The sequence below is a fragment of the Bacteroidales bacterium genome (assembly GCA_026418905.1).
Taxonomy (GTDB): domain Bacteria; phylum Bacteroidota; class Bacteroidia; order Bacteroidales; family DTU049; genus JAOAAK01.
This window is the reverse complement of sequence record JAOAAK010000029.1, coordinates 137357-159846: the sequence shown is the minus strand read 5'-3', so window position 1 is coordinate 159846 and position 22490 is coordinate 137357. Positions and strand designations below refer to the sequence as shown.

At 34.5% G+C, this 22490-nt stretch carries 22 protein-coding genes; 4 read left to right on the top strand and 18 right to left on the bottom strand.

All coding sequences use genetic code 11. The features are described 5' to 3' along the window. Positions 1-5: 5 nt before the first annotated feature. From N2Z72_06165 to rbfA, 9 genes are all read right to left on the bottom strand, one after another. The gene (locus N2Z72_06165) at positions 6-524 is read right to left on the bottom strand and encodes a DUF5063 domain-containing protein (protein ID MCX7697262.1); all 519 of its coding nucleotides are present in this window, start codon (positions 522-524) and stop codon (positions 6-8) included. Continuing rightward, entirely contained in the window at positions 511-1674 is a 1164-nt protein-coding gene (locus tag N2Z72_06160) for a CapA family protein (GenBank protein MCX7697261.1), read from the bottom strand. The genes N2Z72_06165 and N2Z72_06160 overlap by 14 nt, the downstream gene beginning before the upstream one ends. After that, positions 1671-3098 carry a T9SS type A sorting domain-containing protein gene (locus N2Z72_06155; protein ID MCX7697260.1) on the bottom strand — a complete coding sequence of 476 codons (1428 nt, stop codon included), beginning with the start codon at positions 3096-3098 and terminating at the stop codon, positions 1671-1673. Before N2Z72_06155 ends, N2Z72_06160 begins: the two co-directional genes overlap by 4 nt. A gap of 10 nt (positions 3099-3108) precedes the next feature. Continuing rightward, the gene (locus N2Z72_06150) at positions 3109-4272 is read right to left on the bottom strand and encodes a hypothetical protein (GenBank protein MCX7697259.1); all 1164 of its coding nucleotides are present in this window, start codon (positions 4270-4272) and stop codon (positions 3109-3111) included. After that, positions 4269-5804, bottom strand: coding sequence for a hypothetical protein (locus N2Z72_06145; protein MCX7697258.1), 1536 nt, complete (start codon positions 5802-5804; stop codon positions 4269-4271). The genes N2Z72_06150 and N2Z72_06145 overlap by 4 nt, the downstream gene beginning before the upstream one ends. 92 nt (positions 5805-5896) lie before the next feature. Next, the gene (locus N2Z72_06140) at positions 5897-7228 is read right to left on the bottom strand and encodes a flippase (GenBank protein MCX7697257.1); all 1332 of its coding nucleotides are present in this window, start codon (positions 7226-7228) and stop codon (positions 5897-5899) included. Positions 7229-7296: 68 nt separating this feature from the next. Continuing rightward, on the bottom strand, positions 7297-7725 hold the full coding sequence (locus N2Z72_06135) for a 23S rRNA (pseudouridine(1915)-N(3))-methyltransferase RlmH (GenBank protein MCX7697256.1): 429 nt from the start codon (positions 7723-7725) through the stop codon (positions 7297-7299). A 13-nt stretch (positions 7726-7738) separates the two neighbouring features. Next, on the bottom strand, positions 7739-8986 hold the full coding sequence (locus N2Z72_06130; protein ID MCX7697255.1) for an FtsX-like permease family protein: 1248 nt from the start codon (positions 8984-8986) through the stop codon (positions 7739-7741). Continuing rightward, complete coding sequence (gene rbfA, locus N2Z72_06125; protein MCX7697254.1) at positions 8983-9324, bottom strand: 30S ribosome-binding factor RbfA; 342 nt, start codon at positions 9322-9324, stop codon at positions 8983-8985. Before rbfA ends, N2Z72_06130 begins: the two co-directional genes overlap by 4 nt. A gap of 96 nt (positions 9325-9420) precedes the next feature. On the opposite strand from rbfA, the gene N2Z72_06120 reads away from it, so the two are divergent. The 3 genes from N2Z72_06120 to N2Z72_06110 all read left to right on the top strand — a co-directional run bounded on the left by N2Z72_06120 (position 9421) and on the right by N2Z72_06110 (position 12251). Further along, positions 9421-10554, top strand: coding sequence for a DoxX family protein (locus N2Z72_06120; GenBank protein MCX7697253.1), 1134 nt, complete (start codon positions 9421-9423; stop codon positions 10552-10554). After that, the gene (locus tag N2Z72_06115; GenBank protein MCX7697252.1) at positions 10551-11618 is read left to right on the top strand and encodes an ABC transporter permease; all 1068 of its coding nucleotides are present in this window, start codon (positions 10551-10553) and stop codon (positions 11616-11618) included. Before N2Z72_06120 ends, N2Z72_06115 begins: the two co-directional genes overlap by 4 nt. 300 nt (positions 11619-11918) lie before the next feature. Next, on the top strand, positions 11919-12251 hold the full coding sequence (locus N2Z72_06110) for a DUF6150 family protein (protein MCX7697251.1): 333 nt from the start codon (positions 11919-11921) through the stop codon (positions 12249-12251). A gap of 2 nt (positions 12252-12253) precedes the next feature. Here N2Z72_06110 and N2Z72_06105 read toward each other — a convergent pair whose 3' ends face one another. The 3 genes from N2Z72_06105 to N2Z72_06095 are packed head-to-tail and all read right to left on the bottom strand — an operon-like array spanning position 12254 to position 16448. After that, entirely contained in the window at positions 12254-13261 is a 1008-nt protein-coding gene (locus N2Z72_06105) for a DUF4837 family protein (protein MCX7697250.1), read from the bottom strand. Then, positions 13258-14751: a LysM peptidoglycan-binding domain-containing protein gene (locus N2Z72_06100; GenBank protein ID MCX7697249.1), complete on the bottom strand. Its 1494-nt coding sequence runs from the start codon at positions 14749-14751 to the stop codon at positions 13258-13260. Before N2Z72_06100 ends, N2Z72_06105 begins: the two co-directional genes overlap by 4 nt. Next, positions 14748-16448, bottom strand: a complete 1701-nt coding sequence (locus N2Z72_06095) for a glutamine--tRNA ligase/YqeY domain fusion protein (protein MCX7697248.1) — start codon at positions 16446-16448, stop codon at positions 14748-14750. The genes N2Z72_06100 and N2Z72_06095 overlap by 4 nt, the downstream gene beginning before the upstream one ends. A gap of 27 nt (positions 16449-16475) precedes the next feature. Between N2Z72_06095 and N2Z72_06090 the strand changes: the two genes are divergently transcribed. Further along, a complete protein-coding gene (locus N2Z72_06090; GenBank protein MCX7697247.1) occupies positions 16476-16844 on the top strand; it encodes a dihydroneopterin aldolase in 369 nt (122 codons plus the stop codon). Here N2Z72_06090 and N2Z72_06085 read toward each other — a convergent pair. The 6 genes from N2Z72_06085 to N2Z72_06060 all read right to left on the bottom strand — a co-directional run bounded on the left by N2Z72_06085 (position 16831) and on the right by N2Z72_06060 (position 22480). Next, positions 16831-18657, bottom strand: a complete 1827-nt coding sequence (locus N2Z72_06085; GenBank protein MCX7697246.1) for an ABC transporter ATP-binding protein/permease — start codon at positions 18655-18657, stop codon at positions 16831-16833. The genes N2Z72_06090 and N2Z72_06085 overlap by 14 nt on opposite strands. Positions 18658-18660: 3 nt before the next feature. Further along, a complete protein-coding gene (gene frr, locus N2Z72_06080; protein ID MCX7697245.1) occupies positions 18661-19224 on the bottom strand; it encodes a ribosome recycling factor in 564 nt (187 codons plus the stop codon). Beyond that, positions 19221-19502, bottom strand: coding sequence for a 2TM domain-containing protein (locus N2Z72_06075; GenBank protein ID MCX7697244.1), 282 nt, complete (start codon positions 19500-19502; stop codon positions 19221-19223). Before N2Z72_06075 ends, frr begins: the two co-directional genes overlap by 4 nt. Before the next feature lie 52 nt (positions 19503-19554). Next, a complete protein-coding gene (locus N2Z72_06070) occupies positions 19555-19914 on the bottom strand; it encodes a hypothetical protein (GenBank protein ID MCX7697243.1) in 360 nt (119 codons plus the stop codon). Between the two features lie 61 nt (positions 19915-19975). Then, entirely contained in the window at positions 19976-20422 is a 447-nt protein-coding gene (locus N2Z72_06065; protein ID MCX7697242.1) for a hypothetical protein, read from the bottom strand. A 27-nt stretch (positions 20423-20449) separates the two neighbouring features. Continuing rightward, a complete protein-coding gene (locus tag N2Z72_06060; protein MCX7697241.1) occupies positions 20450-22480 on the bottom strand; it encodes an OmpA family protein in 2031 nt (676 codons plus the stop codon). Between the last annotated feature and the right edge of the window lie 10 nt (positions 22481-22490).

Genomic DNA, 22490 nt, shown 5'->3' with positions numbered 1-22490 from the left:
TTGTATTATACTTCACGCTGATAAGTATTAACGTACCATTGATGAAAGGCTGGCAAAACCTGTACAATTCGCGTGCCAATTCGTTCTATGAACCAAAGATGAGCATATTTTTCTACTGAGATTTTTTCATGGGTCAATCCTCGGTTAAAGGCTAAAAGTAAATCCTTGATATCTTGGTAAATGTCAGTCAATGCTTCAGCTATGGATATTTTTTCTGGCTCTTTTAACTCAGGATTGTAAATGTAATGAGGTTCAAGTGTTTGGACTTTTTCACGTACTTCGTTGAAAACAATCTCATAATCTTCTTCGCTGACATATCGCTGAATAAAATCGTCGTCAGTAAGTTCAGAAAAGGGTATCATACTTGCTTTAATGTAAAGGTAAGGCAGAATTTTCCTTACATAGTCCAGAACATCATGGACTTCTCTAGAAGATATTTTTTCTAAAAAGAAACAGTATTCTTTGCCTACGAAAAGAAATTCTTCCAGTTCGGGGAATACGATTTCGTTATTAATTTCCTTCATGAGTGTATTCGCTTATATTTTCAGTTAAAGTTTGTCGTCGTATGTATTCTATGACATGATAAAATGTTTTTTTGTCTTCATATGTAAAACCGTATTGGTTTAATTGATTGCTATCTGCAAAGGAAGGAATCAGGTAATAACCGGGAGGAATCTTATTTTTAAATCGCCACAGGGGAAGCACCTGGACTTTTCCAATTTTTGCTTGGTTGTTGGGATAAAAATATATTGTAGCAAATAGCAACATGGCTCCATCGGTGTATATAGATTTTTGATTAGAGATAAAATTACCCATAGACCAAGCTACTAAGTGTTTTTCCATATCACCAGGAGGAATGAAAAACTCAACGGGTTGGATTACGTGAGGGTGACTGCCAATAATGATGTTAACACCATGTTTAAGCAAAAAGGCAGCAATTTGCTTTTGATTTTCATTAGGTTGGATCTGATATTCTTCGCCCCAGTGGATAGCGCATATGATCAAAGCAGGATTAGCTTGTTTAGCTTTTATAATGTCATTCAATATTTGAAAAGTGTCGATGTAATTCACCACATATCCGGCAGGTGGATTTATTTTATTCGTGCCGTACGTGTAGTTCAATATTGCAATTTTCCATTGACGAAAAGGTATAATGAGAGGATATTTTTTGTTTCGTTCTTCAGAACTTTTGTAAATGCCAGCATAATAAAGCCTATTTGATTCAGCATAATTGATGTTTCCATCCAATCCAACTTTACCTTTATCACATGCATGGTTGTTAGCATATACAAAAATGTTAAATCCAGTACGTCGGATAGCATCAGCAAATTCAATGGGTGCACTGAATCTGGGAAATCCAGAATAAGGTTCGCCACCCAGAGTGGTTTCAAAATTGACCATAGCAAGATGGGCAGATTTGACGAGAGGTCTGATCAAGCTAAAACAGGAATCAAAACGAATGGTACCAGTCAATGGATCTGTAGCCATCTTAAGCTGTGGGAGATGCATCATGGCATCTCCTGTGGCTACGAAGATTAAACTGTCTTGAATTTCGTTTAAATAGCCAATAGATGTCTGATGATCTTGCTCAGAAAAATGTTTGAAGACCCATCCTCCTGCAAACAGAGCAAGAATAGAAGGTATAGAAAAAACGAGAAATTTTGTTTTCTTCATTTCTGCAAAACTATTGAAAAGTGATGAATTTGTTTGCCACAGAATAAATTAGCAAAATACAAACCATTGGGGAGTTCATGAATTTGAAGAGTGTACAAAGAATTGTTTATATTGGATCGATATACGGAATGGCCATATATATCATAAAGAACAAGTTCACCTTCTTCGCACCCCGAGAAGTGTATAGTTCCATTTGTGGGATTAGGAAAACAAAAGATATTTTGGGTCGAAATAGAATAAGGCTGTAAAGATGTATAATGTTGATGGTCAAGGTCATTGTACGAAAGAATGGTCTTGTGTAGTTTGATAAGTATGATGGAACGAACAGTAGGAAAGTAGTTTTCGGTGCTTCCGACCATGACCACAGCGTTGTCTGGACTTAGATCAATGGCATAACCCCAGTCGTATTGGAGAGCCCCGTAATAACCCATACGATCATAGGGAACAGAATCAACCCACAAAGCAACATCATAATTACCGAAACCGAAACTTTTGATGGTGTGCCCGACAATGTAAGAATTATTAGTTGTTCTGTCAATAACCCCATCGTTTGCAGTAATCATATAATAATCCCAAAACATAATATTTGAATTACTTGTATTTAAATTTAACCGCCCAATAAAAAACCTTGTTTCATTTAAGTAATATTTTTGGTGAAATCCATAGAGAACAAGCAAATTGAGGGTATCGATTACAAAGCCGTTCAAGTGAATTTGCATGGTGTCGGATGAGTAATTGATGGTTCGGACAGAATCAAGATTTTGTAATAATTGAACAATATGACTTGAGTAACCCAATGAGTCACTGGTAACCATACAAATACCAAGCGTATAATCATATAAAGTATCTATGAATGTTGCTTCTTGTTTTTCTTGCCAAGCAAAGCGTCGATGTTTAATTGGCAAACCATCATCACCAGAAAGTTTAACAATCATGACATCTTGAGTGAGAGAATCATTTCCCAACATGGTAAATGCAGCGTATACATAACCGTCTTTTCCTTCACAAACAGTATTTCCTTCGTTCCACTCATAGGTGATGTGATCATAATTCCATATGATCTGCCCTGAAGGTGACATTTTATAAACAAATCCTGAGTATTGATTGTTTTTAAGACCTGTCCCTATCACCAAAAAATTCCCATCTTTAGTCTTTCGAAGCTCGGATACACTACTGAGGTTATATTGATCGATATATTTTTCCCAAATAATTTTTCCTAGGCTATCCACTTTGAATATCCATGCCCATGAGTAACCTTGAGGAGATACTCTGTTTCCGGCTATGATGTAAGTTGTATCAGGTAAAGCCAAAATGTCAACACCTTCATTATTAAACCCGCTTATTCCGTATGTTCGAACGTATGGGTGTTGCCCGAATACCATTAAAGCCATTAACTTTGATAAAATCCAAATCTTGAATTTCATGCGATTATTTTTAATTGAATATGTATTGAAATCCAAGGGAAAAGGCATAACCAAGATACGAGGTCTTAAACATTTGAGAAAGAGTAGGAAGTGAAAGGTTTAATCTAAGTTTATTTTTAAAAACAATTTGCGAAGTCATACCTACTGTAAAATTATTAAACCCCCCATATCTGATGATTGGACCCAAGGAAACCCATTCAACAGGTTTCAAAGAGTAAGAAACAGATATTTGAGGGATAAAGGAAGGAATCGGAGTGTAAAACATCTGAACTTTTAACTGGCCATTGAATAAATACTGCTGAAAATAACCATGAAGTATAAAAGGAAGAATTTTTACTTTAAAGCCAGTATCATGTTTTACTGTAAGTATTTCATCTATAGAAGATGGTAAGGAATCTTCCTGATTAGCTAAAGCTTTGATGTCATCATAAGTAAATCCGTAAAAATGAAGAGCACTGTCGAAATAATGTATTTTGGCTTGTCTAAAAAGCAAAGCGGGTCCTATATTAAAAATACTGATACCAGCTTGTTCTGAGGCATTGTCCCAGGTTAATGATATATCCATTCCCAAACCCATCCCTTTGAATGTTGCGTTTGATGAGGTAGTTTCTATAAAACCGTCAATTCTAGCAAATATTGTGTCGATATTTTCAGAAAAAGAAAGTTTAGTTCTTGAGAAGTCAGCAGAAGTTGCGTTTAGGATAAAACTTAACACCCCACCAGTTTGCAAGGTAAATGAACCTTTTCGGACAATTTTACCTCCTCCAATTGAAGTAAGATGCATATAATATTGGGCAGTGCTATTTAGGGTAAAGGCTGAATCTTCAAAAGATTTATTACCAATAAAGATCAGTTCAAAAAGATTTTTATTGAATTGTAAGCTTCCTCCAAGTTGATGGGAAAATAAAAAATATAGTGAAGAAGAATCCTTCAAAGGAAATAGTGCATTGACTCTGGAATATGCATATGCACCAATAGTGTTGAATGTTCCCATTTTTTTCAAAGTTTTTTGTTTCAGAACAGAATCCAGATATTGTCCTTGATAAAAAGCATTAAAGAAGTTTTTAGAAAGCCAGCGGCTTCCAAGATCCATGTGGTTGTATAAACCCACCTCTGCTTGAGCTATGAGAAATGTAAGCGAAGTAAAAAAAGAAAACAATGAAAATATTTTCATTCCACACGCAATTTTACCAACAATTTGATTTTAATATCAATATAACTTTCAGGAGTGATATGAACTTTGTTGTAGCCTTGACACGTAGAAAAGATTGCTTTAAGCATTAATTTACTGCCATTCAATAAGTGTTCTATCTTTTCTTCAGGAACTGATATAATAGAGAGGCTATGTTGGGGGGCGACTACAAATCCACTGGAATTGGTAAAGGCTCCTGAAATTGATGTAGAAGTTATCAGGCTATCCATCAATTGATTTTGTGAATCGAGAATGTACATGTTTAAGAAAGCATCGATCGGAAAACTATTCCAGCAATTCAAAACGAGCTTGAGTTCTTCAATATTAAATCTGTCGAGTTTTGGCATTTTGAAGTCGAATGTATCTTTAAGGGTAAGATTGGAAAAAGCCAGGTTAAGAGGTATTTCTGCATTTAAGTGAAACTTAAGTCCATTACCATAATAGACGAAATCGTTTCCATTTGAAATGTTACCGAGCGGATTAACGTGACCTCGTACTCTGAATAGTATTTGAGAAGGTAAATTTTCGATGAATTCCTCTAAGTTACCTTGCGATAAGTCGATCGTAAATTCACTTGGGATCACCTGCCCAGAAAAAGGAGGATTTTCCAGAGCGCGAGCCAAATGAATAGGTTTACCTAACCAGTCGTTTTGAAGGGATATGGTTTGCTTTCCAATACCTGTCATATAGTCAATAGAGAAAATTGCGTCGGCACCGATGTAATTTGAAAGAGTTAGTTTCATCTTAACATTACTCAGGTCTAAAAAATCTACACCAAGGTCTTTAAAAAAAGAAAAATAGGAGCTTTCTATAATGTCTATTTGAGTTGAGCCAAAATATCCTCTGGCATAATCAATAATTATATCACGAAATTCAATTAGAATGTTAATGCTATCTCCATAATTGACTACGACATTAGTGTCTGCATACGGATTGGCATAAATTTTTATAGTAGACCTGATGGAATTTTTATGCCTATAGGACTGGGTTAAATCTAAGAATGTACCATCTATGGGAATGTACTTTTCGAGATATTTCCCCGTTAGTGGATAGCTAGGCATGAGACCTGTTAATTTAACAGGGGAGCCGTTTTTGTTAGAACTTTCAATGGTATACTCAATTAATGCTTGATCATGTACATAATTATAGGCACGGATATACAATTTTCCACTCTTGATACGAAGTTGGGTGAGTTCGGGCCCTCCAAGATCGTAGTATTTACTTTCTGTTTTCTGAAGCACTAGTGTGTTTGGTGGTACTACGACACCAATGGGTAGAACATATTTTAAATAAAACAACGAATCAGGAAGGGAAATGAAACTATCAGTAGTTATAGAAATTAAATCCTTATCAATGACAAGAATAGCGGTATGATTTGTGTCTTCGTCAATAAGAGAATCTACTACCAAATCTGAAAGAGTTAGTTTATCATTGAAAAGAGGAATTTCATATTCAGTATGCCAAGACGGGTCTTTTCGACATGAAGAAAGAATTAAAATATATAATACAAACATGATTTTAACAATAAACGAAAAAATATTTTTCATATACACCTTCGTCTCACATTTCATTTACAAAATTATAATTAAAGAACAGATAAACATGCTTATAAATGTTTCCTTTTAAAAAGCAAACTTTTTATTTGATAAAAGTCTTTCAGAGAAATGAAAAAAACATTTATTTTTTTTAACTTACCTACGCACATCAAACTTATAAAAACCACCAAAAAAATAACCAAATAAGTCAACAAAGTTGCAAAAGCAGCACCCTTTAATTGATATTGACGAACTAGAATGACACTTAGAAAGACATTTGTAACTAAGCCAATAATAGTTCCATATAAATTATATTTAGATTGATTAATAGAAAGTAGGAATGTGGCCATAATTTTTGTTTGTGCTGAAAAAACCATCCCCCAAATAAGAATGTTGAAAATTTGTACTGATGGGATAAACTCACTTCCATACAAAAAAGGAATTAGTAATGATGAAACACAAAAAACCAGCAATGCTATGGGTAGAACAAGTGAAAAATGTAATCGTGCAAATAAAACGAAAACATCATTTTTTTCAGCTATATTTTCTTTGTTGCTCAAGTATGGAAAAAGCACCTGTGATAATGGATTTGACAAGAAGGTAGCAAGAATACCTAACCCCAAAGCAAGAGAAAAATATCCCACTTCTTCAGGTGTTAAATAGTATGAAACAATCCAGATAATCAGTCGATAGTTAAAAAAATTAATTACGATGGAAATGTGATTTGTTAACAAATATGTAAAAAAGTCTTTGAAATGGATGTCTCTTCGAAAGTCTGCTTTAACTTCAGGCAAAAAAATGTTTTTAAAAAAGTAAACGTTGAGGAAGAAAATCAATAAATTAATACATACACTTATAAGGATAACTTCAAAAAATTTAATTTGAATGTTGTAATTCTTAAATAAAACATAAGCCGTAAGGTAACATATGAAATTCAAAAAGCTATTAATTAATGTTATTTTATTTACGGCATTAAAATTTTGTATACCTTGAAAATATGCAGTATAAACAGTGTTTAATTGAGTTAGAATTAAGACAACAAAAAAAGCAAAATAGATTTCTACATCGAAATCTTTATGAAAAATGATATGTAGGAAAGGGGTAAGATTCAGTATTAAAAAAGCAATCAAACTCAAAATCAAGGTAGTTGCTGTAAAGATTAAACTGTATTTGTTAATTTTTCTGAAAGAAACATTTTGAGCTATAAAATAAATAAGAGCAAGATTGACACTAAATCCTAAAATTGTTGTGAATAATCCAACGTCTGATTGGAATATAGCATAAAGACCTCTATCGTAAGGACCTAAAAGTCGTGTTAAGAAAATGCCTGCCAAGATCGAGATAATTTGAGAAATGACCTGGGTTATGAATGTATAGAAAGAGTTTTTAAATAATGAGATCATTCAACAAAATTATTAATTAAATGATTTCATTCTTTATTCGTAGCTACTATAAGAAACAGTTTGGTGGCTTAGTGATGATAGGGGTGATGATGCAAAATGGTAAGTGCCCGATAAATTTGTTCAATTAATATGAGTAAGGCTAAATGTTGATTGAAAGTAAGCAAAGAAAGAGATAGTAAAGGATAGTTTTTTTTTATTTTTTCACTGAAGCCATAAGCATTACCTACTACAAAAATGAGATTTTTCTTGCCAGAGTTGAACCAATATTGAATCTTTTGAGCGAAACATTTTGAGTCCATGAGTTCTCCGTCTTCACTCAAAAGTACCACCTGGCAATTCTTTTCTTTCATTTTATCGAGAATTTTTTCTTCGTCGTCATCTGAACGCAAGTTATGTTCTTTTACTTCTATTGGAAAATATGCCTTGATTCGTTTAATATAAATATTTAGTCCGTTCTGAATATAATCTGGTGGTTTCGAGCCAAAATTTATTATCATGATTTTCATAATTCTACGATGCTGGCGTACGAAGCTGAAAGTCTTTTACATTGATTTGCTTGCTTGCTAGATAGGATAAAATAAAGCCAATAAACATTACAATACCGGAAATATAAAAATAATCATGTAGGTAAATTTTGACTGGATAGACATTTGAAGCAAAGGTATCACTAGTAGTGCTAAAGGTGACGAAGCCATATTGTTGTTGTAGCATCAAAATAATTGATCCTGTGATCAAACCAACTGACAATCCGAAGATTGTAATGATAAGTCCTTCGAGAAAGAAAAGTTGTCTGATCTTTTGAATGGTTGCTCCCATGGCCCACAAGATAGAAATGTCCTTCATCTTGGTGAGGATGGTTAGTGTTATAGCAGTGATCAGGGTAAATGAAGTAATTAAAACTATAAAAGAAAGGAGTAATGATACAAATATTTTTTCGGTTTGAATAATTTTAAAAATTGCTTCTTCCTGTTCAAAGCGCGTTTTTACGATCCATCGATCCCCCAATTTTGATTGAAAAAACTTTTTGGCTTTAGTTTCAGTAACATCAGGTGAGATGAAAATTTCGATAGCAGTACACGTGGAGGGACGTTCGAATAATTGAATTGTAAATGAATATGGAGCGATTATGTAGAGACGATCATATGTTTGCTGAGCTGAAAAAACGGCCACAGGTAAAATTCTTAAGCTCTTAAAATCGGTTGTAAAAAGAGATGATGGAGAAGTCTTGGGGTGGGGAGCAAAAAGTGTTAAGGAGTTAGAATAGTGAGTTAATGATATGTTTAATTGATAAAAGAGATCAAGACCAACCCAACAGAAGTTTAATGAATCTCCTTGTAGAATGGGAAGACCATCTAAAAGAAGATCTTTAAAATTCTCTTCATATCCCTGATTGGGCCTTACACCTTTAATCACGACCACTTTCTGATATTCACCGTATTGGGCAATAGCCATGTCTTCATAAACAGGACTCCAGCTGCTACAATAGGAAGATGTAAAAAGAGAAGTATCAATTTCTGATAATGTAAAATATTTGCCTTCTTTAGGTTCTATTCGTAAGGATGCATGAAATTGTTTGATCGAAGTAGTGATGAGGTTTTCCAGGCCATTAAAAGCAGAAAGAATAATAATCAATGCAGCACTACTTATAGCAATTCCCCAGAAAGAGATCGATTGAACGATCTGAATGATGCTATGTGCTTTACGTGCTTTCCAAAACTTAAATGCTAGCCACCATGTCCACAAGAAAAATTTTTTCATTTCTTTTTCAAAGCTTCATCTATGCGTTCTATGAAGTCTAAGCTGTCATCTATATAAAAGCGCAACTCGGGAATAATTCGGAGATGCTTAGCTAGGCGTAATCCTAATTCTTTTCGTATTTCTGAAGTATAGATTTTAATATCCTCGAGGACGGAGTTTTTATCTGTTGTATTGTAAATGCTTACGTAAATTTTAGCGATGCTCAAATCAGCGGTCATCCTGACGACAGTCAAAGTCACCATGGCATTGCCAAACCAGTTTTTTCCCTTTTTCATGAAGATGTTGGCTAGTTCTTGTTGGACTAGTCGAGCTACACGCTTCTGACGAATAGATTCCATGTTTTTTTGCAAAAGTAATACAAAACTATTAAAGGATTCCTGAGGTGGATTTGAAAAGTACAAAATCTCCCCAAAATTTATATTTTTGAAAAAAAAATGCGTATACAAATAGCCAGAATTAGTAGATTTTTGTTGGGTTTGGTGTTTATATTTTCGGGTTTTGTAAAGGCTGTCGATCCATGGGGATCGCAATTCAAGTTAGAAGATTACTTTTTTGCGTTTGGATGGGATTGGGCTGTACCTTATGCGTTAGTATTAGGAATTACTTTAAGCATGGTGGAATTTTTGATAGGCATATGTTTTGTCTTTGGGTTAAGACCAAAACTATCGCTATTAGGTGCCATTTTACTTATGCTAATTTTTCTACCACTCACTCTTTATCTTGCTATAACTAACGTGGTTACAGATTGTGGTTGTTTTGGTGATGCTATTAAAATGACCAATTGGCAAACTTTTATTAAAAATGTGGTTTTCACCATTATGCTTATACCCATTTATCTTGAGAGAAAAAGATTAAAACCTGTATTACATTCACGCATTCAATGGGTTATTATTGTAATTTTTGGTTTTTTTATTCTGGGAATTTCTGTATACTCTTTGAGACATTTACCACTTATAGATTTTCTGCCATACAAAGCTGGTTTATCTTTGAAACCAGATTCAACTGTCAAAGATCAATATTTTGTAACTTATAAAAACAAAAAAACAGGTCAAATAAAAGAATACCCTGCTGATAATTTCCCGTGGAACGATAGTGTTTGGATGTCAGAGCACGAATTTGTAAGTCAACGTATTGTTCCTGGGAAAAAACCACCATATATGTTTAGTGTTTTTAATGATATGGACCTTGATGTGAGTAATCAGGTTATTAGCTATCCTGATTATCAATTCATGATTGTAAGTTATGATTTAAGAAAGGTTCCCAAGAAAGCTGTAGAAAAGATCGAGCTATTCATCCATACATCTGAATCTAAAAACATTGCTACTTGTATTTTGACAGCAAATGAAAAATCTGAAGCCGATTCCCTTAAACATGAATATCAGTGGGAAGCACCCACGTATTTTTCCGATGATGTTGTATTGAAAATGATGGTGAGAAGCAATCCTGGAATTGTTTTAATGTATGATGGAGTTATTCTGAAGAAATGGGCTTGGAGAGACGCTCCAGATTTGAACAAGTTGGACATAATTTCTCTTAAAGATAAGTACATAAAGTCCAAATCTCCATGAGGTTTTTTCTGAAACAATCGATTCAGGGATTACTCATTTTATGGGGAACAGCGACGATCCTTTTTTTCATATTTCACGCTTTACCTTCCGATCCAGCTAGGTTACTCTTAGGGCAAAGGTCCGATCTCAAGACTGAAATGGCGATAAGAAAAGAATTAGGTCTGGATTTGCCTTTATGGAAACAGTATATTTTATATTTGAACGATTTGTCTTTTCTTGGATTTAGTTCGGTTGACGAAAATTCCCAATTATTTCGGGTTAAAGAGGATGAGATTTTTATTCTTTTGAAACTAGGAAAGCTAAATTTCATTTTAAAAAAAATAAATTTAAAAAATTCGTATCAAACAGGCCGTCCTGTTTTAAATACTATTTTAAATTTTTTTCCTGCAACGTTATGGCTTGCTGTTTTTTCGCTTACGCTTGCATTTCTCATAGGTGTTCTGTTAGGCGTTCTTGCTGCATACAACAAAGATACGTGGATGGATCGTACTATTATTGCTCTAAGCGTGACAGGTATGAGTGTTCCGTCTTTTTTTGCAGCCTTGCTCATATTGTACGTTTTTGCATATGTGTTAGGAGACATCACTGGTCTTCCCATGTTTGGTAATTTGTATGAAATAGATTTGGCGACTGGAGAATCTCGTCTGTCATTGTTGCATATAATTTTGCCAGGAATCACACTTGCTATTCGTCCTCTTGCTATTTTTGTATCTCTTACGCGGAATGCAGTTCTCGAACAAATGCCCCTAGATTATGTAATATATGCACGTTCTAGAGGTCTCTCTGAGCGAACTATTTTTTGGAGGCATATTTTGAAAAACTCGCTTAATCCGGTGTTGACTCATGCAACGGGATGGTTTGCTTCTATATTAGCAGGATCAATTTTTGTCGAATATGTTTTCGATTACAAAGGAATTGGTTTTTTGATAGTTCAAAGTTTGGAAAAATATGATCTTCCTTTGCTTATGGGCTGTTTGCTTTTTGTTTCTTTTTTTATGATCCTGATTAACTTTGCAATGGATTTGGTGTATCGTGCTCTGGATCCCAGAATAGAATTGAAATAATAGAAATATGCTTTTACGGATTTTATTGATAATTGTGGGCTTATATGTTTTTTTTCTCGTTTCGCTAAAGTGGATATTCCCATGGCTGATCCGTATGTATGTAAAAAAATCTTTATCTAAAATGGGTCTAAATAATCCATCACAAAAGCAATACAAACGCGTTTTTATTTCCTTTAGAAAAAAGAATCGCTTTAATTTTTCAATAAAAAATAATGAAAATATCGTCGACGTCGATTACGAAGAAGTAAAAGATTAGTATTTTTTTGGCATAATCATTGCTCTCTACGAAAAACTTTTAATATGAAAAATTTAATTGTTGTCCTTATTACGTGTTTTGTAATCCATGTTTTTCCTCAGAAAATTTTTATCGTTGACTCTAAATTCGATGCTGATTTTAAGGTCTATGTCGTAAATAGTAAATTTGATGCAGATTTGCTGGTTTTCAAGTGTGAATCAAAATTTGATGCAAAAGAAAACAAAGGTTTATGGTTTTTTGTTGATTCAAAGTTTGATGCTGATAAGAAAATTTACTTTGTTGACTCCAAATTTGATGCTGATTTAACGATTTACTTTGTGAATAGCAAGTTTGATGCAGGATGGAGAAATAGAAGCAAAATGCATTTGCTCTATTAGGGCTACTCCTTGTCTGCAAGTGTGAAAGATTTGAGAATGGCTTCAATTTGTAACATGAGTTCTCTTTTATCATGGTTCGGATAATAAGCATATCCCTCGATAGTAATGATCGTTGACTTTGAAGAGTCGAGAAATGTATAGCTAAGAAAAGGTCCGCCCATGTAATCATTAACAGTTTTCCATAAATGACGTATTTCAATGGCTTGAATATTTTTAAATTTAACCGTGCAAACTTCAGGTTCGAATTGGTCTTCTGTACTCATGTAGGATCCTTCAAGTTGGCCAGGAATATGCTTTTTTGTCATCAGGTTTCTATATGAAATGATGCTATCAGAAGTAAGTTGAGAACTGTCTTTAAAGTCTCTTGTATAAACCAGAATTCCTATGGAATAGTCTCGAGGTTCAAATCTAAGCCAGGCAAAATTATTGCTTGTTTTAGCTATGTAAAAACTTTCTTGCATAGTGAGGTAAAAGCCAAATTGATCAGATAGCTGCTTTTTGATCTTTACGTTCATGTGCTCCTTGAAGACTTCTTGAAGGCGCGTTATTTCAGTTTCTTGAAAACTTGTTATGATTTTTTGCCCGAATTGTTTGATGGATTCGATGGCACTAGTGTCGTCGGTTGCATATACGTCAACTAAAAGTTGAGGATGTGAGTGGAGGTCTTTTATGAAGAGAATTCTGTTTTTTTTGACTGTGTCGGCAATCGTAACACGAAGGATTTTTCTGAAAGTTAGATAAATGCCATCAAATTTTTGAGGTTCGATATGACGTGGAATAAATATGGGTTCTGAAGCGTTAAGACCTTTGAAGTCTTGTTGTAACAGGTTTTTAACAAAAGAACCCACTTGTGAATTCCATAAAGATCCTGGCATAATGACAAGAACTTCTGCCATAGTTCCAGTACTTACTGGAAGTTTTTTTTCCGAAGGTTGATTACATGCAAGTAAGAGAAGAAATATCACTAATGCTTTAAATGTAAAAAAAAATATTTTTCTTAAAGATTTCATGGCTTAACTATTTTTAACTTTTGTCCAACTTGAAGTTGATCAGAGCTAAGATTATTAACTTTTTTTATATCAGCAACTGAAACACCGTAAAGCTGAGAAATCTTCCATAATGTTTCTCCCTTTTGAACTGTATGATAAGTGATTTTGCCTGTAGAAATTTTGATGGAGGGTTGGTTTTGGGAAACATAAGTTGTCGTTGGTTCATAGTTGGAATAAATAATTAGTTTCTGACCGGGATAAATGTAGTTGGAAGTCAGATTGTTCCAGCTTTTAATTTGGCTAGTTGTAACTCGGTATTTTGTGGCAATCATACTCAATGTTTCACCTTTGCTTACTGTATGAGTTCTTTTTTTACCAGTAGGAATAGATGAAGAAAGATCTTTTTCAAATGGCTTAAGATTTTCGACCAGGTCGGTGTCATTGAGCTTAAGTTTGTTAATGCTGTCGTATAATTTAGCTTCTTTTTCTACGAAAAGAAGAGAAGCTTGGCGTGGAATTCTAACGATGAGAGGTACATAAGATGAGCCAGGGATTACACCTTTAACGTACTGGGGATTCAGAAAAGTTAAATCTTCTTCGTCAACTCCAAGAAAATATGAAAGCAAGGAAAAAGTAACTTTTTCGCGAATAGTAATGGTATCAATGTTTTGATCTGTATATTTAGGCTGAAGAGGAGTGATTCCATGCTCTCTATAATAGGTCATAACGTAGCTAGCTGCTATGAACGCTGGAACATATTGTCTGGTTTCACGTGGAAGAAGATGCTTGATTTTCCAATAATTTGTTTCACCACCTGCTTTAAGGATAGCTCGATTGATGGATGCGGGGCCTGCGTTATAGGCAGCTAAAACCAAAGCCCAATCTTGGTATATGGTATACAAGTCTTTTAAATGCCTCGCAGCTGCATCTGTGGCTTTAATGGGATCAAATCTTTCATCGACGTAAGAAGTAACATTAAGGTCGTATAAAATACCAGTTTTATACATAAATTGCCATAATCCGGCAGCACCAGCTCTTGATTTTGCCACAGGATTAAGTGCAGATTCAACAATAGCAAGATGTTTTAATTCAAGGGGAATTCCGTATTTATCGAAGGTTTCCTCAAATAAAGGATAGTACAGTAAGGATAATCCCAGCAAACGGCTAATGAAATAAGGTTTTGATAAGTAAAAATCTATCCATTTCCTTACATCTTCTCCATATTTGTATTCAAAAGGTGAATGTAAATTTAAATACTTAATTCTTTCAATGATGATACTATCATTGTAGGGAATGATTTCTGTCATTGAGTTTGATGGCTGACGTGAGGGAAAGAAGAATTTTTCGTTAACCATTCGTTCAAAGAAATAAGCAACATTGGTATTTTCAGGATTTATAGAATCTTTCTCCTGAGCAAATGTCATTAAGAAAAAAAAGAAAAACAAGAAAAAAAAATAATACCTCCTCATTTCGAGATTAAAAATAATAAAAAAATTTATACTCGTTCTCATGAAGTAATTTTGGCGATAATTTTCTTCCAGCTATCTTTTAAAGTAACAGTGCGGTTAAAAACAAGATGATTAGGCCTTGAGTCAGGGTCAAGGAAAAAATATCCTATTCTTTCAAATTGATAATATGTTTCTGGCTGAAAAATAGCATTTTGCAATGAGGGCTCAGCAAAAGCAGTCTGAATAATAAGACTATGAGGATTAAGATAATCTAAAAATGTTTTTCCTTCTTCCTGAATGTCGGCGGGATTAGGTACAGTAAATAACATATCATATAGTCGGGTTTCTATGGGAATGGCATGAGCAGCACTTACCCAATGAATAGTTCCTTTTACTTTGCGACCGTCGGGACTACTTCCTCCTTTCGATGCTGGATCGTACGTGGCATAAACCTCAATAACTTTATCATTTTCATCTTTTTTAAAGCCAGTACACTTTATAAAATAACCATATCGAAGCCTGACCTCTTGACCTGGAGAAAGACGAAAATAATCTTTCGGTGGATTTTCCATAAAGTCTTCTGCTTCTATAAGCAATTCACGTGAAAACGGGACCTCTCGTCTTGTGCTGTTTGGATCCTCGGGATTGTTGATAGCAGGAAGCCATTCCACCTGATCAGCTGGATAGTTGATAATGATGAGCTTGATAGGATTCATGACAACCATCCGTCTTTCACTGATCTTATTAAGTTCTTCGCGAACACAGTGTTCTAGGAAAGAGAGTTCAATAATATTTTCGCGTTTAGCAACTCCAACTTTTTCGGCAAAAGAACGTATAGCTGTTGGTGGATACCCACGTCTGCGCATGCCTCGAATGGTAGGCATTCGTGGATCGTCCCAGCCATTAACTATTTTTTGCTGAACAAGTTGGAGTAACATGCGCTTACTCATTACGGTGTAACTTAAATTGAGTCTAGCAAATTCAATTTGTTGAGGGGCATGTATGTTTAATTGTTGAATAAACCATTCGTATAAAGGTCTATGAACTTCGAATTCAAGGGTGCATATAGAATGTGTTATTCCTTCAATAGAATCAGACTGACCATGAGCCCAATCGTACGTGGGGTAAATGCACCATTTGTTTCCCTGACGATGATGAGGTGCGTGAATGATTCGATACATGATGGGATCGCGCATGTGCATGTTAGGACTATTCATGTCTATTTTAGCTCTCAAAACCATGCTTCCGTCAGGGAACTCTCCTTTGCGCATTCTGCGGAAAAGGTCAAGGTTTTCTTCTATGCTTCGGCTACGATGTTCGCAAACTATGCCAGGTTCGGTGGGAGTAGTACGGTTGCGACTAATAATTTCCTGAGAACATTCACAGACATAAGCTTTGCCATCTTTGATAAGTTTTTCAGCCCATTCATATAGTTGTTCAAAATAGTCGGATGCATAATATTCTCCATCCCACTGAAAACCAAGCCATCTAATGTCTTCTTTGATAGCTTCTACGTATTCGACATCTTCGGTGAGAGGATTAGTATCGTCGTACCGAAGATTGCACTTACCATGATATTTCTTGGCAATGCCAAAATTTAAACATATACTTTTGGCATGTCCAATATGCAAGTAGCCATTAGGTTCTGGAGGAAACCTTGTATGAACGTATGAAAATCTTCCTGTTTTTAAATGTTCATCGATAATTTCTTCAATAGAATTTTTTGTATCCTTTTTTTCTTCTTCTTTTTCAACGTACATACGTATTTTTGCACAAAGATACAATATATGACAGAACTTGCCTTACAAGGTATGAAATTCAGGGCTCCTGTAGGTTGTTTTCCTGAAGAAAAAATGATTTTTTCTAATATCGAAGTTGATCTGATCATTACATACGATGCAGAAAAGGCTATGCAAACTGATGAATTAAAATATGCTCTAAATTACCAGGACATATATATTGAAGTTTCTCACATCGTCGAGAAATCTTACAATTTACTAGAAAGGCTTTTGTTTCAAATTGGAGAGAGTTTATTAAATAAATTCACTCAAATAAGCAACATTGAAGTAATTGTGAAGAAGAACCATCCTTCTTTGGGCGGAGAAATAGAAAGCGTTTCAGTCAAAAAAGCCTTTTCGAGAACTATTCGTTTATGAAAAATTGAGTATCATAAAGTTTTTTGTAATAACCATTTTTGTCTAAAAGCTCAGCGTGAGTTCCTTTTTCAACAATTTTACCTTGATGTAAGACCACTATTTCATCAGCATGGACAATTGATGAAAGTCTGTGAGCAATCACGATAGATGTCCTGTTCTTCATGATATTTTTTAGTGCTTCCTGAATAATTTTTTCACTTTCCGAATCCAGTGATGATGTGGCCTCATCTAAAATAAGAATGGGAGGATTGGCTAGCACAGCACGTGCAATGCTTATTCGTTGCTTTTGACCACCACTCAGTTTGTTACCTCCTTCGCCGATGTTGGTGTAATAGCCAAATTGTGTTTCCATAATGAAATCATGGGCATAAGCAATTTTAGCTGATTCAATAACTTCTTCCATAGTTGCATCAGGTTTTCCGATGGCTATGTTGTTAAAAAAAGTGTCGTTAAAAAGAATAGGTTCCTGGCTAACTATGCCAAAAAGTCTTCTGAGAGAAGTAATGGTAATTTTTTTTATGGGAATGCCATCTATGAGAATTTCACCGCTGGTTACATCGAAAAAACGAGGAAGAAGGTCAACCAATGTTGTTTTTCCTGCTCCTGAGTGACCTACAATGGCAATGGTTTTGCCACGTTCGATGGTAAGATTAATATCTTCCAAAGTAGTATCCTGATTGTATTTAAAATAAACGTGAACAAATTCGATTTTGTCTTTAAATTCTTTTATATCAATGGCATCTGGAGAGTCGGTAATAACTTCCGGTGTTTGGATCAGTTGTTCTATTCTATTAAAGGAGGCCATACCCTTTTGAACTGAGTACATAGATGTAGTAAAATTCTTAGCTGGGGGGATGATTTGAGAAAAAATCATGATGTAGGCAATAAAAGATTCAGGAGAAAACGCTGAAGGTTGATGGAGAACCATAAGAGAACCAATATAGAGAATAACCACGAAAACGAGTGTAGCAAGAAATTCGGTCAGCGGCTGAGCAAGGCTTCGACGTCTGAAAATTTTGTTCATGATTTGAGTATATGCTTGGTTAATTTTAATGTTTTTGGCATAAGCATGATCTTCTGCTGTAAAGCTTTTGATAATTCGTATACCGCTTAGTGTTTCTTCTACTTGGGATATGAGTAAGCCTAATTTTTCTTGCCCCACGCGAGATTTACGTTTGAGAGATTTTCCAATATTTCCAAGAATAATACCTATAAAAGGAAGAGCAATGAGAATGATTAGCGTGAGTTTATAATTCATAAAAAACAGAGCAGAAAGATAAACAAGAATGGTAATAGGATCTTTGAGAAAAGCTTGTAAGGAAGCCATGATAGTGTTATCTACTTCTTGAACATCGTTAGAAACTTTACTCAAAATATCACCTTTTCTCTCGTTGGTGAAGAAAGAAAGAGGAAGATTGAGTATTTTCTGATACATTTGATTTCGGAGATCTCTGATTACACCATTTCGTAAAGGAGCAATGAAATGAAGTGAAAGATAGGAAAAGCTGTTGCGAAAAAAAAATAAACACACAATCATCATGCTGATAATGAACAAAGTGTTTTCGTTTCCGTAATTTTGAATTAGAAAGGAAATAAAATAGTTGAGGTTGTGTTGAATAGATGAGAGCGAAAACTGAAGTGGAACAGGATTGGAAACAATTTGTTCCAATCCGAAAAGTATTCTCAGAAAAGGGATGACCATCGTAATTGAAAAAAGAGATGAAATAACGGATAAAAGATTGAACAAGAAATACAACAAAAGCTCCTTCCAATATGGAAGGATAAGGCGAATGAGTTTTTTGAAACTGGACATGGATTAAACGCTCATGATTTCTTTTTCCTTGGCAGCAATTATCTCGTCAATTTTGGCAATTGATTTATCCGTAATTTGTTGAATTTCTTTTTCTACCTGTTTTGTTTCATCTTCGGGGACGCCGTCTTTGGTGAGTTTTTTAACTTTTTCAAGAATAGAACGTCGAATGTTACGAATGGCAATCTTTGCTTCTTCGCCTTCTGTTTTGACTTTTTTGCTCAGCTCTTTTCGGCGTTCTTCTGTAAGGGGTGGAACTGATATACGAATAACCTCACCGTTGTTGACAGGAGTAAAGCCAAGATTTGCATTGAGAATAGCTTTTTCAATTTCTTTTAGAATAGTTCTGTCCCATGGTTGTATGACAATGGTACGAGCATCGGGTATATTAATATTCCCCAACTGAGGAAGAGGAGTTGGCTTTCCGTAGTATTCAATTTTTATATTATCGAAAATAGATGGATGAACTTTGCCCGCACGGATTTTTATCAGTTCTTTTTCCAAAAAAGCAATCGCTTGATTCATGGAATCTTTGGCTTCTGCTATTAATTTGCTGGATTCTCCTGTCATATGTTTTTATTTTTGAATTCGCTTTGTTCTTTAACAAGTTTTTGATATTCTTTTTCAACCCATTTTTCGTTCCATTTGAATACGACAAAATAGTGAAATCCAAGAGCAATTGACCATATCAGCGTAGGGAAGATAGCCCATGGAAAAGTAAAGTCAAAAAGAAAAAAAAACAAAAAATATAAAACCCAAAGTAACAAATTACCCAGAATATATATAATTAAATGCACCTTAAAACCTACTCTTTTACGAGCAATTTTTAATAAGTCTTCTTCACCCATAAGAAGAATCTTTATGCAAACTTAATGAAAAAATTTTTTCAAGGATTGATGTTTAGTCGGTGTTTAAACAAATAATTTCAAACCTCCCCATATCTCTAAGTTGATCATCAATATAATACTGATATTGACCTCTTTTTTTCGATGTAAATTTCAAGTAAAATTCATATTTATTTTCATAATCCAAATATCGAATTACCCCCATATTTTTATTAGTTTTTTCATAAGTTCCTAAATATTTTAAAAAAGATTCTGAAAAAAAGATTTCTATGAATTTATCATTATAATATTCGCAAAAAATAGTATATGAGGGAGAAGGAGATAAGCCTCGCACATATTTTGGATAAAAATTTATCTGAAAATTGTCAAATGCATAAAACTCATCTTGCGTTGGTGATTCTTTGGTGCAAGACATGTTTATGACTAAAAAAACAAAGAAAAATTTATTTGCAAAATGAAAAATGGATTTCATCACATCAATTATTGGAATCATTAAAATATTTGATTTTATCTTTGTGAATCCAAAACTTACCTTTATCAGAAAAATCTCCACTTAACTCATAAGTTTTACTATTAAAATAGAAAGTAAAAAAGTAATCAAAAGAGTAAGCTCCATTAGAGCCTTTAAAAGAAATATCTGCTTTATTGGAATATTTAATATAACTTCCCTTTCCAAACATATTGTGACGAGAAAAGCTAAAGTAAAATTCATTCACATAATATTCAGGTGGTGCTTGGCTAGGTATAACAAGTAGAAAATCAGAGCATGCTCTGCCGCATGCTTTATCTTCTTCGGAAAGTAATTCAAAAGTTATTGCTACTTTTTTGTTATATAGATCGTCGGGATCAGGGGCTTCTTTATGACAAGATATCAATAGCAGAAAAAATACAATTACTATTTTCTTGGTCCTATTAATATGCATTTTAAAATTATTAAAACACATTATAAATTACTTGCTTAAAATTTTAAATTCAGTTCTTCTATTAAGCTGACGTCCTTCTTCTGTTGTATTAGGAGCAATGGGACGATCGAAGCCATAACCTGCATACGTAAGTCGATCAGCAGAAATTCCAGCTTGTATGAGATAATCTACGACAGCTTTGGCTCTTTGTTCGGAAAGACGTTTATTGTATTCTGCAGAGCCTACGTTATCGGTATGACCTGAAATTTCGATTTTTAGAGTTGGATTTTCTTTCATGAGCTGAACCAGTCGATCTAGCTCTGCTTTTGATTCGGGGCGAAGGGTGGCTTTAGCAAAATCGAAGAAAATATTTCTTAAAACAATAGCTTCTCCGACCTTGACTTTTTTCAGGTATATATCTTTTTCAATTTCTTGATAAGTTGCATTGGCTGGAATATTAAAGTTTTCAGAGTGGAAAAGGTAACCTTCTGCTTTGACAGCAATACCATAATTTTTACCGCTGGGCAACGAAATAAGAAACTTACCAGTAGCACTGTTAGATGTGAACGTAGCAAGTTCTTCTCCGGTTTCATTGTTAGTAAGAATAATGGTGGCTTCTACTGGTTGTTTGGTTTCGTCATCCAGTGTACGTCCTTTGAAGAGTGTGAGAGAGGCAAGATTCACAGCCACCGTTTTTTCTACTACTGTTTCACTGATAGGTTCAATCCTCCATGCTATGAGGTTGTCTTCGCTACTAGTGATAACAGGTTTTTCTGTAATGAAAGTAACAAGATAAAGATCCTGATCGCCAAAACCGCCAGGTCTTGCTGAACTCATGTAAGCATGAATCCCATTAGCAGCGATGGTAAAAAAAACATCGTCATCAGCAGTATTGATGGGGTAACCTAAATTAACAGGCTTACTCCAGTGCCCTCCCTCATATACAGTTTTAAAAATATCATAACCCCCCATGGTATTGTGACCTTTGGAACTAAAATAAAGAGTTTTTCCATCAGGATGGATGAATAACGCTTCTTCATCGTAGGGAGTATTAATTTCTCGTAAGTTTATGGGAGGACCCCAATTTCCTTTTTTATCCATGTAGGAAACCCATATATCTCTATTGCCTAACCCACCAGGCCTATCGGAAACAAAATACAGAGTTCTTCCATCTGGTCCCATCGAAACAGAACTTTCGTGTAATTTGGTGTTAATATTTTTGTTCATTCGCTCAGGCTTGCTCCATTCCTTACCTTTCAATTTGGACATATAGATGTCACCCCCATTGTCACCTTTGTAAACAAAAAGGATTTGACCATCAGGACTGAGTCCAGCAGTGGCATCATGAAAATCGCTATTAATTGGTTTCCCAGGATTTTTGACTGTCCATACATCGTTATATTTTTCAGCGATAAAAATATCTTCATAATACATGTTATCTTGAGGATCGATTTTTCCACCGGTAGTTTTGTCTGAGCGGGAAGTAAATATCATCATGGTTTCATCTGCGTTTACGATAGGGTTGATCTCCCTATACATAGTATTAACCTCAGGACCTAAATTTTCGATGAAAACTTTGACTGGTTTTTTAATTAATTCGATACCGTTTTCGCATTCTTGGATGTGCTTATTGATAATAGGAGAAAATTCGCTGTAATCACGAGGAGATAATCCGTTCTTATATCTTTTATAATACTCAATAGCTTCGTTGAATTGATGATTGAGATGATATGCTCTTGCGACATAAAACAACAATTGGGGGTCACAACGAGGATTTAGTTGCTCAGCTTTTTTAATAAGTTCAAGGGCTTTTTCAGGATTATACTTTAGATAGCTTACACCTAAACGAAAATTGAGAGTTGAATTATTAGGATTTAAGTTATATGCTTTGGTGTATTCGTCTATAGCTTTCAAATAATCTTTTTTCCCAAAATATAGATTACCGTTATCAAAAGCCTTTTTAGCTTCTTTAAATGTTTTTCCGTCTGAAAAGTATTTTTTTTCAAAAGGGACATCCTGACTCCAAGCGCATATGCTAAAGCTCAGGATAATAATAATATAGAATAATCTTGCTTTCATAGCTTTTTTA

What these genes read in the sequence shown, in the direction of transcription:
- N2Z72_06165 (MCX7697262.1), bottom strand. Translation starts at nt 524, where the DNA reads ATGAAGGAAATTAATAACGAAATCGTATTCCCCGAACTGGAAGAATTT.
- N2Z72_06160 (MCX7697261.1), bottom strand. Translation starts at nt 1,674, where the DNA reads ATGAAGAAAACAAAATTTCTCGTTTTTTCTATACCTTCTATTCTTGCT.
- N2Z72_06155 (MCX7697260.1), bottom strand. Translation starts at nt 3,098, where the DNA reads ATGAAATTCAAGATTTGGATTTTATCAAAGTTAATGGCTTTAATGGTA.
- N2Z72_06150 (MCX7697259.1), bottom strand. Translation starts at nt 4,272, where the DNA reads ATGAAAATATTTTCATTGTTTTCTTTTTTTACTTCGCTTACATTTCTC.
- N2Z72_06145 (MCX7697258.1), bottom strand. Translation starts at nt 5,804, where the DNA reads ATGTTTGTATTATATATTTTAATTCTTTCTTCATGTCGAAAAGACCCG.
- N2Z72_06140 (MCX7697257.1), bottom strand. Translation starts at nt 7,228, where the DNA reads ATGATCTCATTATTTAAAAACTCTTTCTATACATTCATAACCCAGGTC.
- N2Z72_06135 (MCX7697256.1), bottom strand. Translation starts at nt 7,725, where the DNA reads ATGATAATAAATTTTGGCTCGAAACCACCAGATTATATTCAGAACGGA.
- N2Z72_06130 (MCX7697255.1), bottom strand. Translation starts at nt 8,986, where the DNA reads ATGAAAAAATTTTTCTTGTGGACATGGTGGCTAGCATTTAAGTTTTGG.
- rbfA (MCX7697254.1), bottom strand. Translation starts at nt 9,324, where the DNA reads ATGGAATCTATTCGTCAGAAGCGTGTAGCTCGACTAGTCCAACAAGAA.
- N2Z72_06120 (MCX7697253.1), top strand. Translation starts at nt 9,421, where the DNA reads ATGCGTATACAAATAGCCAGAATTAGTAGATTTTTGTTGGGTTTGGTG.
- N2Z72_06115 (MCX7697252.1), top strand. Translation starts at nt 10,551, where the DNA reads ATGAGGTTTTTTCTGAAACAATCGATTCAGGGATTACTCATTTTATGG.
- N2Z72_06110 (MCX7697251.1), top strand. Translation starts at nt 11,919, where the DNA reads ATGAAAAATTTAATTGTTGTCCTTATTACGTGTTTTGTAATCCATGTT.
- N2Z72_06105 (MCX7697250.1), bottom strand. Translation starts at nt 13,261, where the DNA reads ATGAAATCTTTAAGAAAAATATTTTTTTTTACATTTAAAGCATTAGTG.
- N2Z72_06100 (MCX7697249.1), bottom strand. Translation starts at nt 14,751, where the DNA reads ATGAGAACGAGTATAAATTTTTTTATTATTTTTAATCTCGAAATGAGG.
- N2Z72_06095 (MCX7697248.1), bottom strand. Translation starts at nt 16,448, where the DNA reads ATGTACGTTGAAAAAGAAGAAGAAAAAAAGGATACAAAAAATTCTATT.
- N2Z72_06090 (MCX7697247.1), top strand. Translation starts at nt 16,476, where the DNA reads ATGACAGAACTTGCCTTACAAGGTATGAAATTCAGGGCTCCTGTAGGT.
- N2Z72_06085 (MCX7697246.1), bottom strand. Translation starts at nt 18,657, where the DNA reads ATGTCCAGTTTCAAAAAACTCATTCGCCTTATCCTTCCATATTGGAAG.
- frr (MCX7697245.1), bottom strand. Translation starts at nt 19,224, where the DNA reads ATGACAGGAGAATCCAGCAAATTAATAGCAGAAGCCAAAGATTCCATG.
- N2Z72_06075 (MCX7697244.1), bottom strand. Translation starts at nt 19,502, where the DNA reads ATGGGTGAAGAAGACTTATTAAAAATTGCTCGTAAAAGAGTAGGTTTT.
- N2Z72_06070 (MCX7697243.1), bottom strand. Translation starts at nt 19,914, where the DNA reads ATGTCTTGCACCAAAGAATCACCAACGCAAGATGAGTTTTATGCATTT.
- N2Z72_06065 (MCX7697242.1), bottom strand. Translation starts at nt 20,422, where the DNA reads ATGCATATTAATAGGACCAAGAAAATAGTAATTGTATTTTTTCTGCTA.
- N2Z72_06060 (MCX7697241.1), bottom strand. Translation starts at nt 22,480, where the DNA reads ATGAAAGCAAGATTATTCTATATTATTATTATCCTGAGCTTTAGCATA.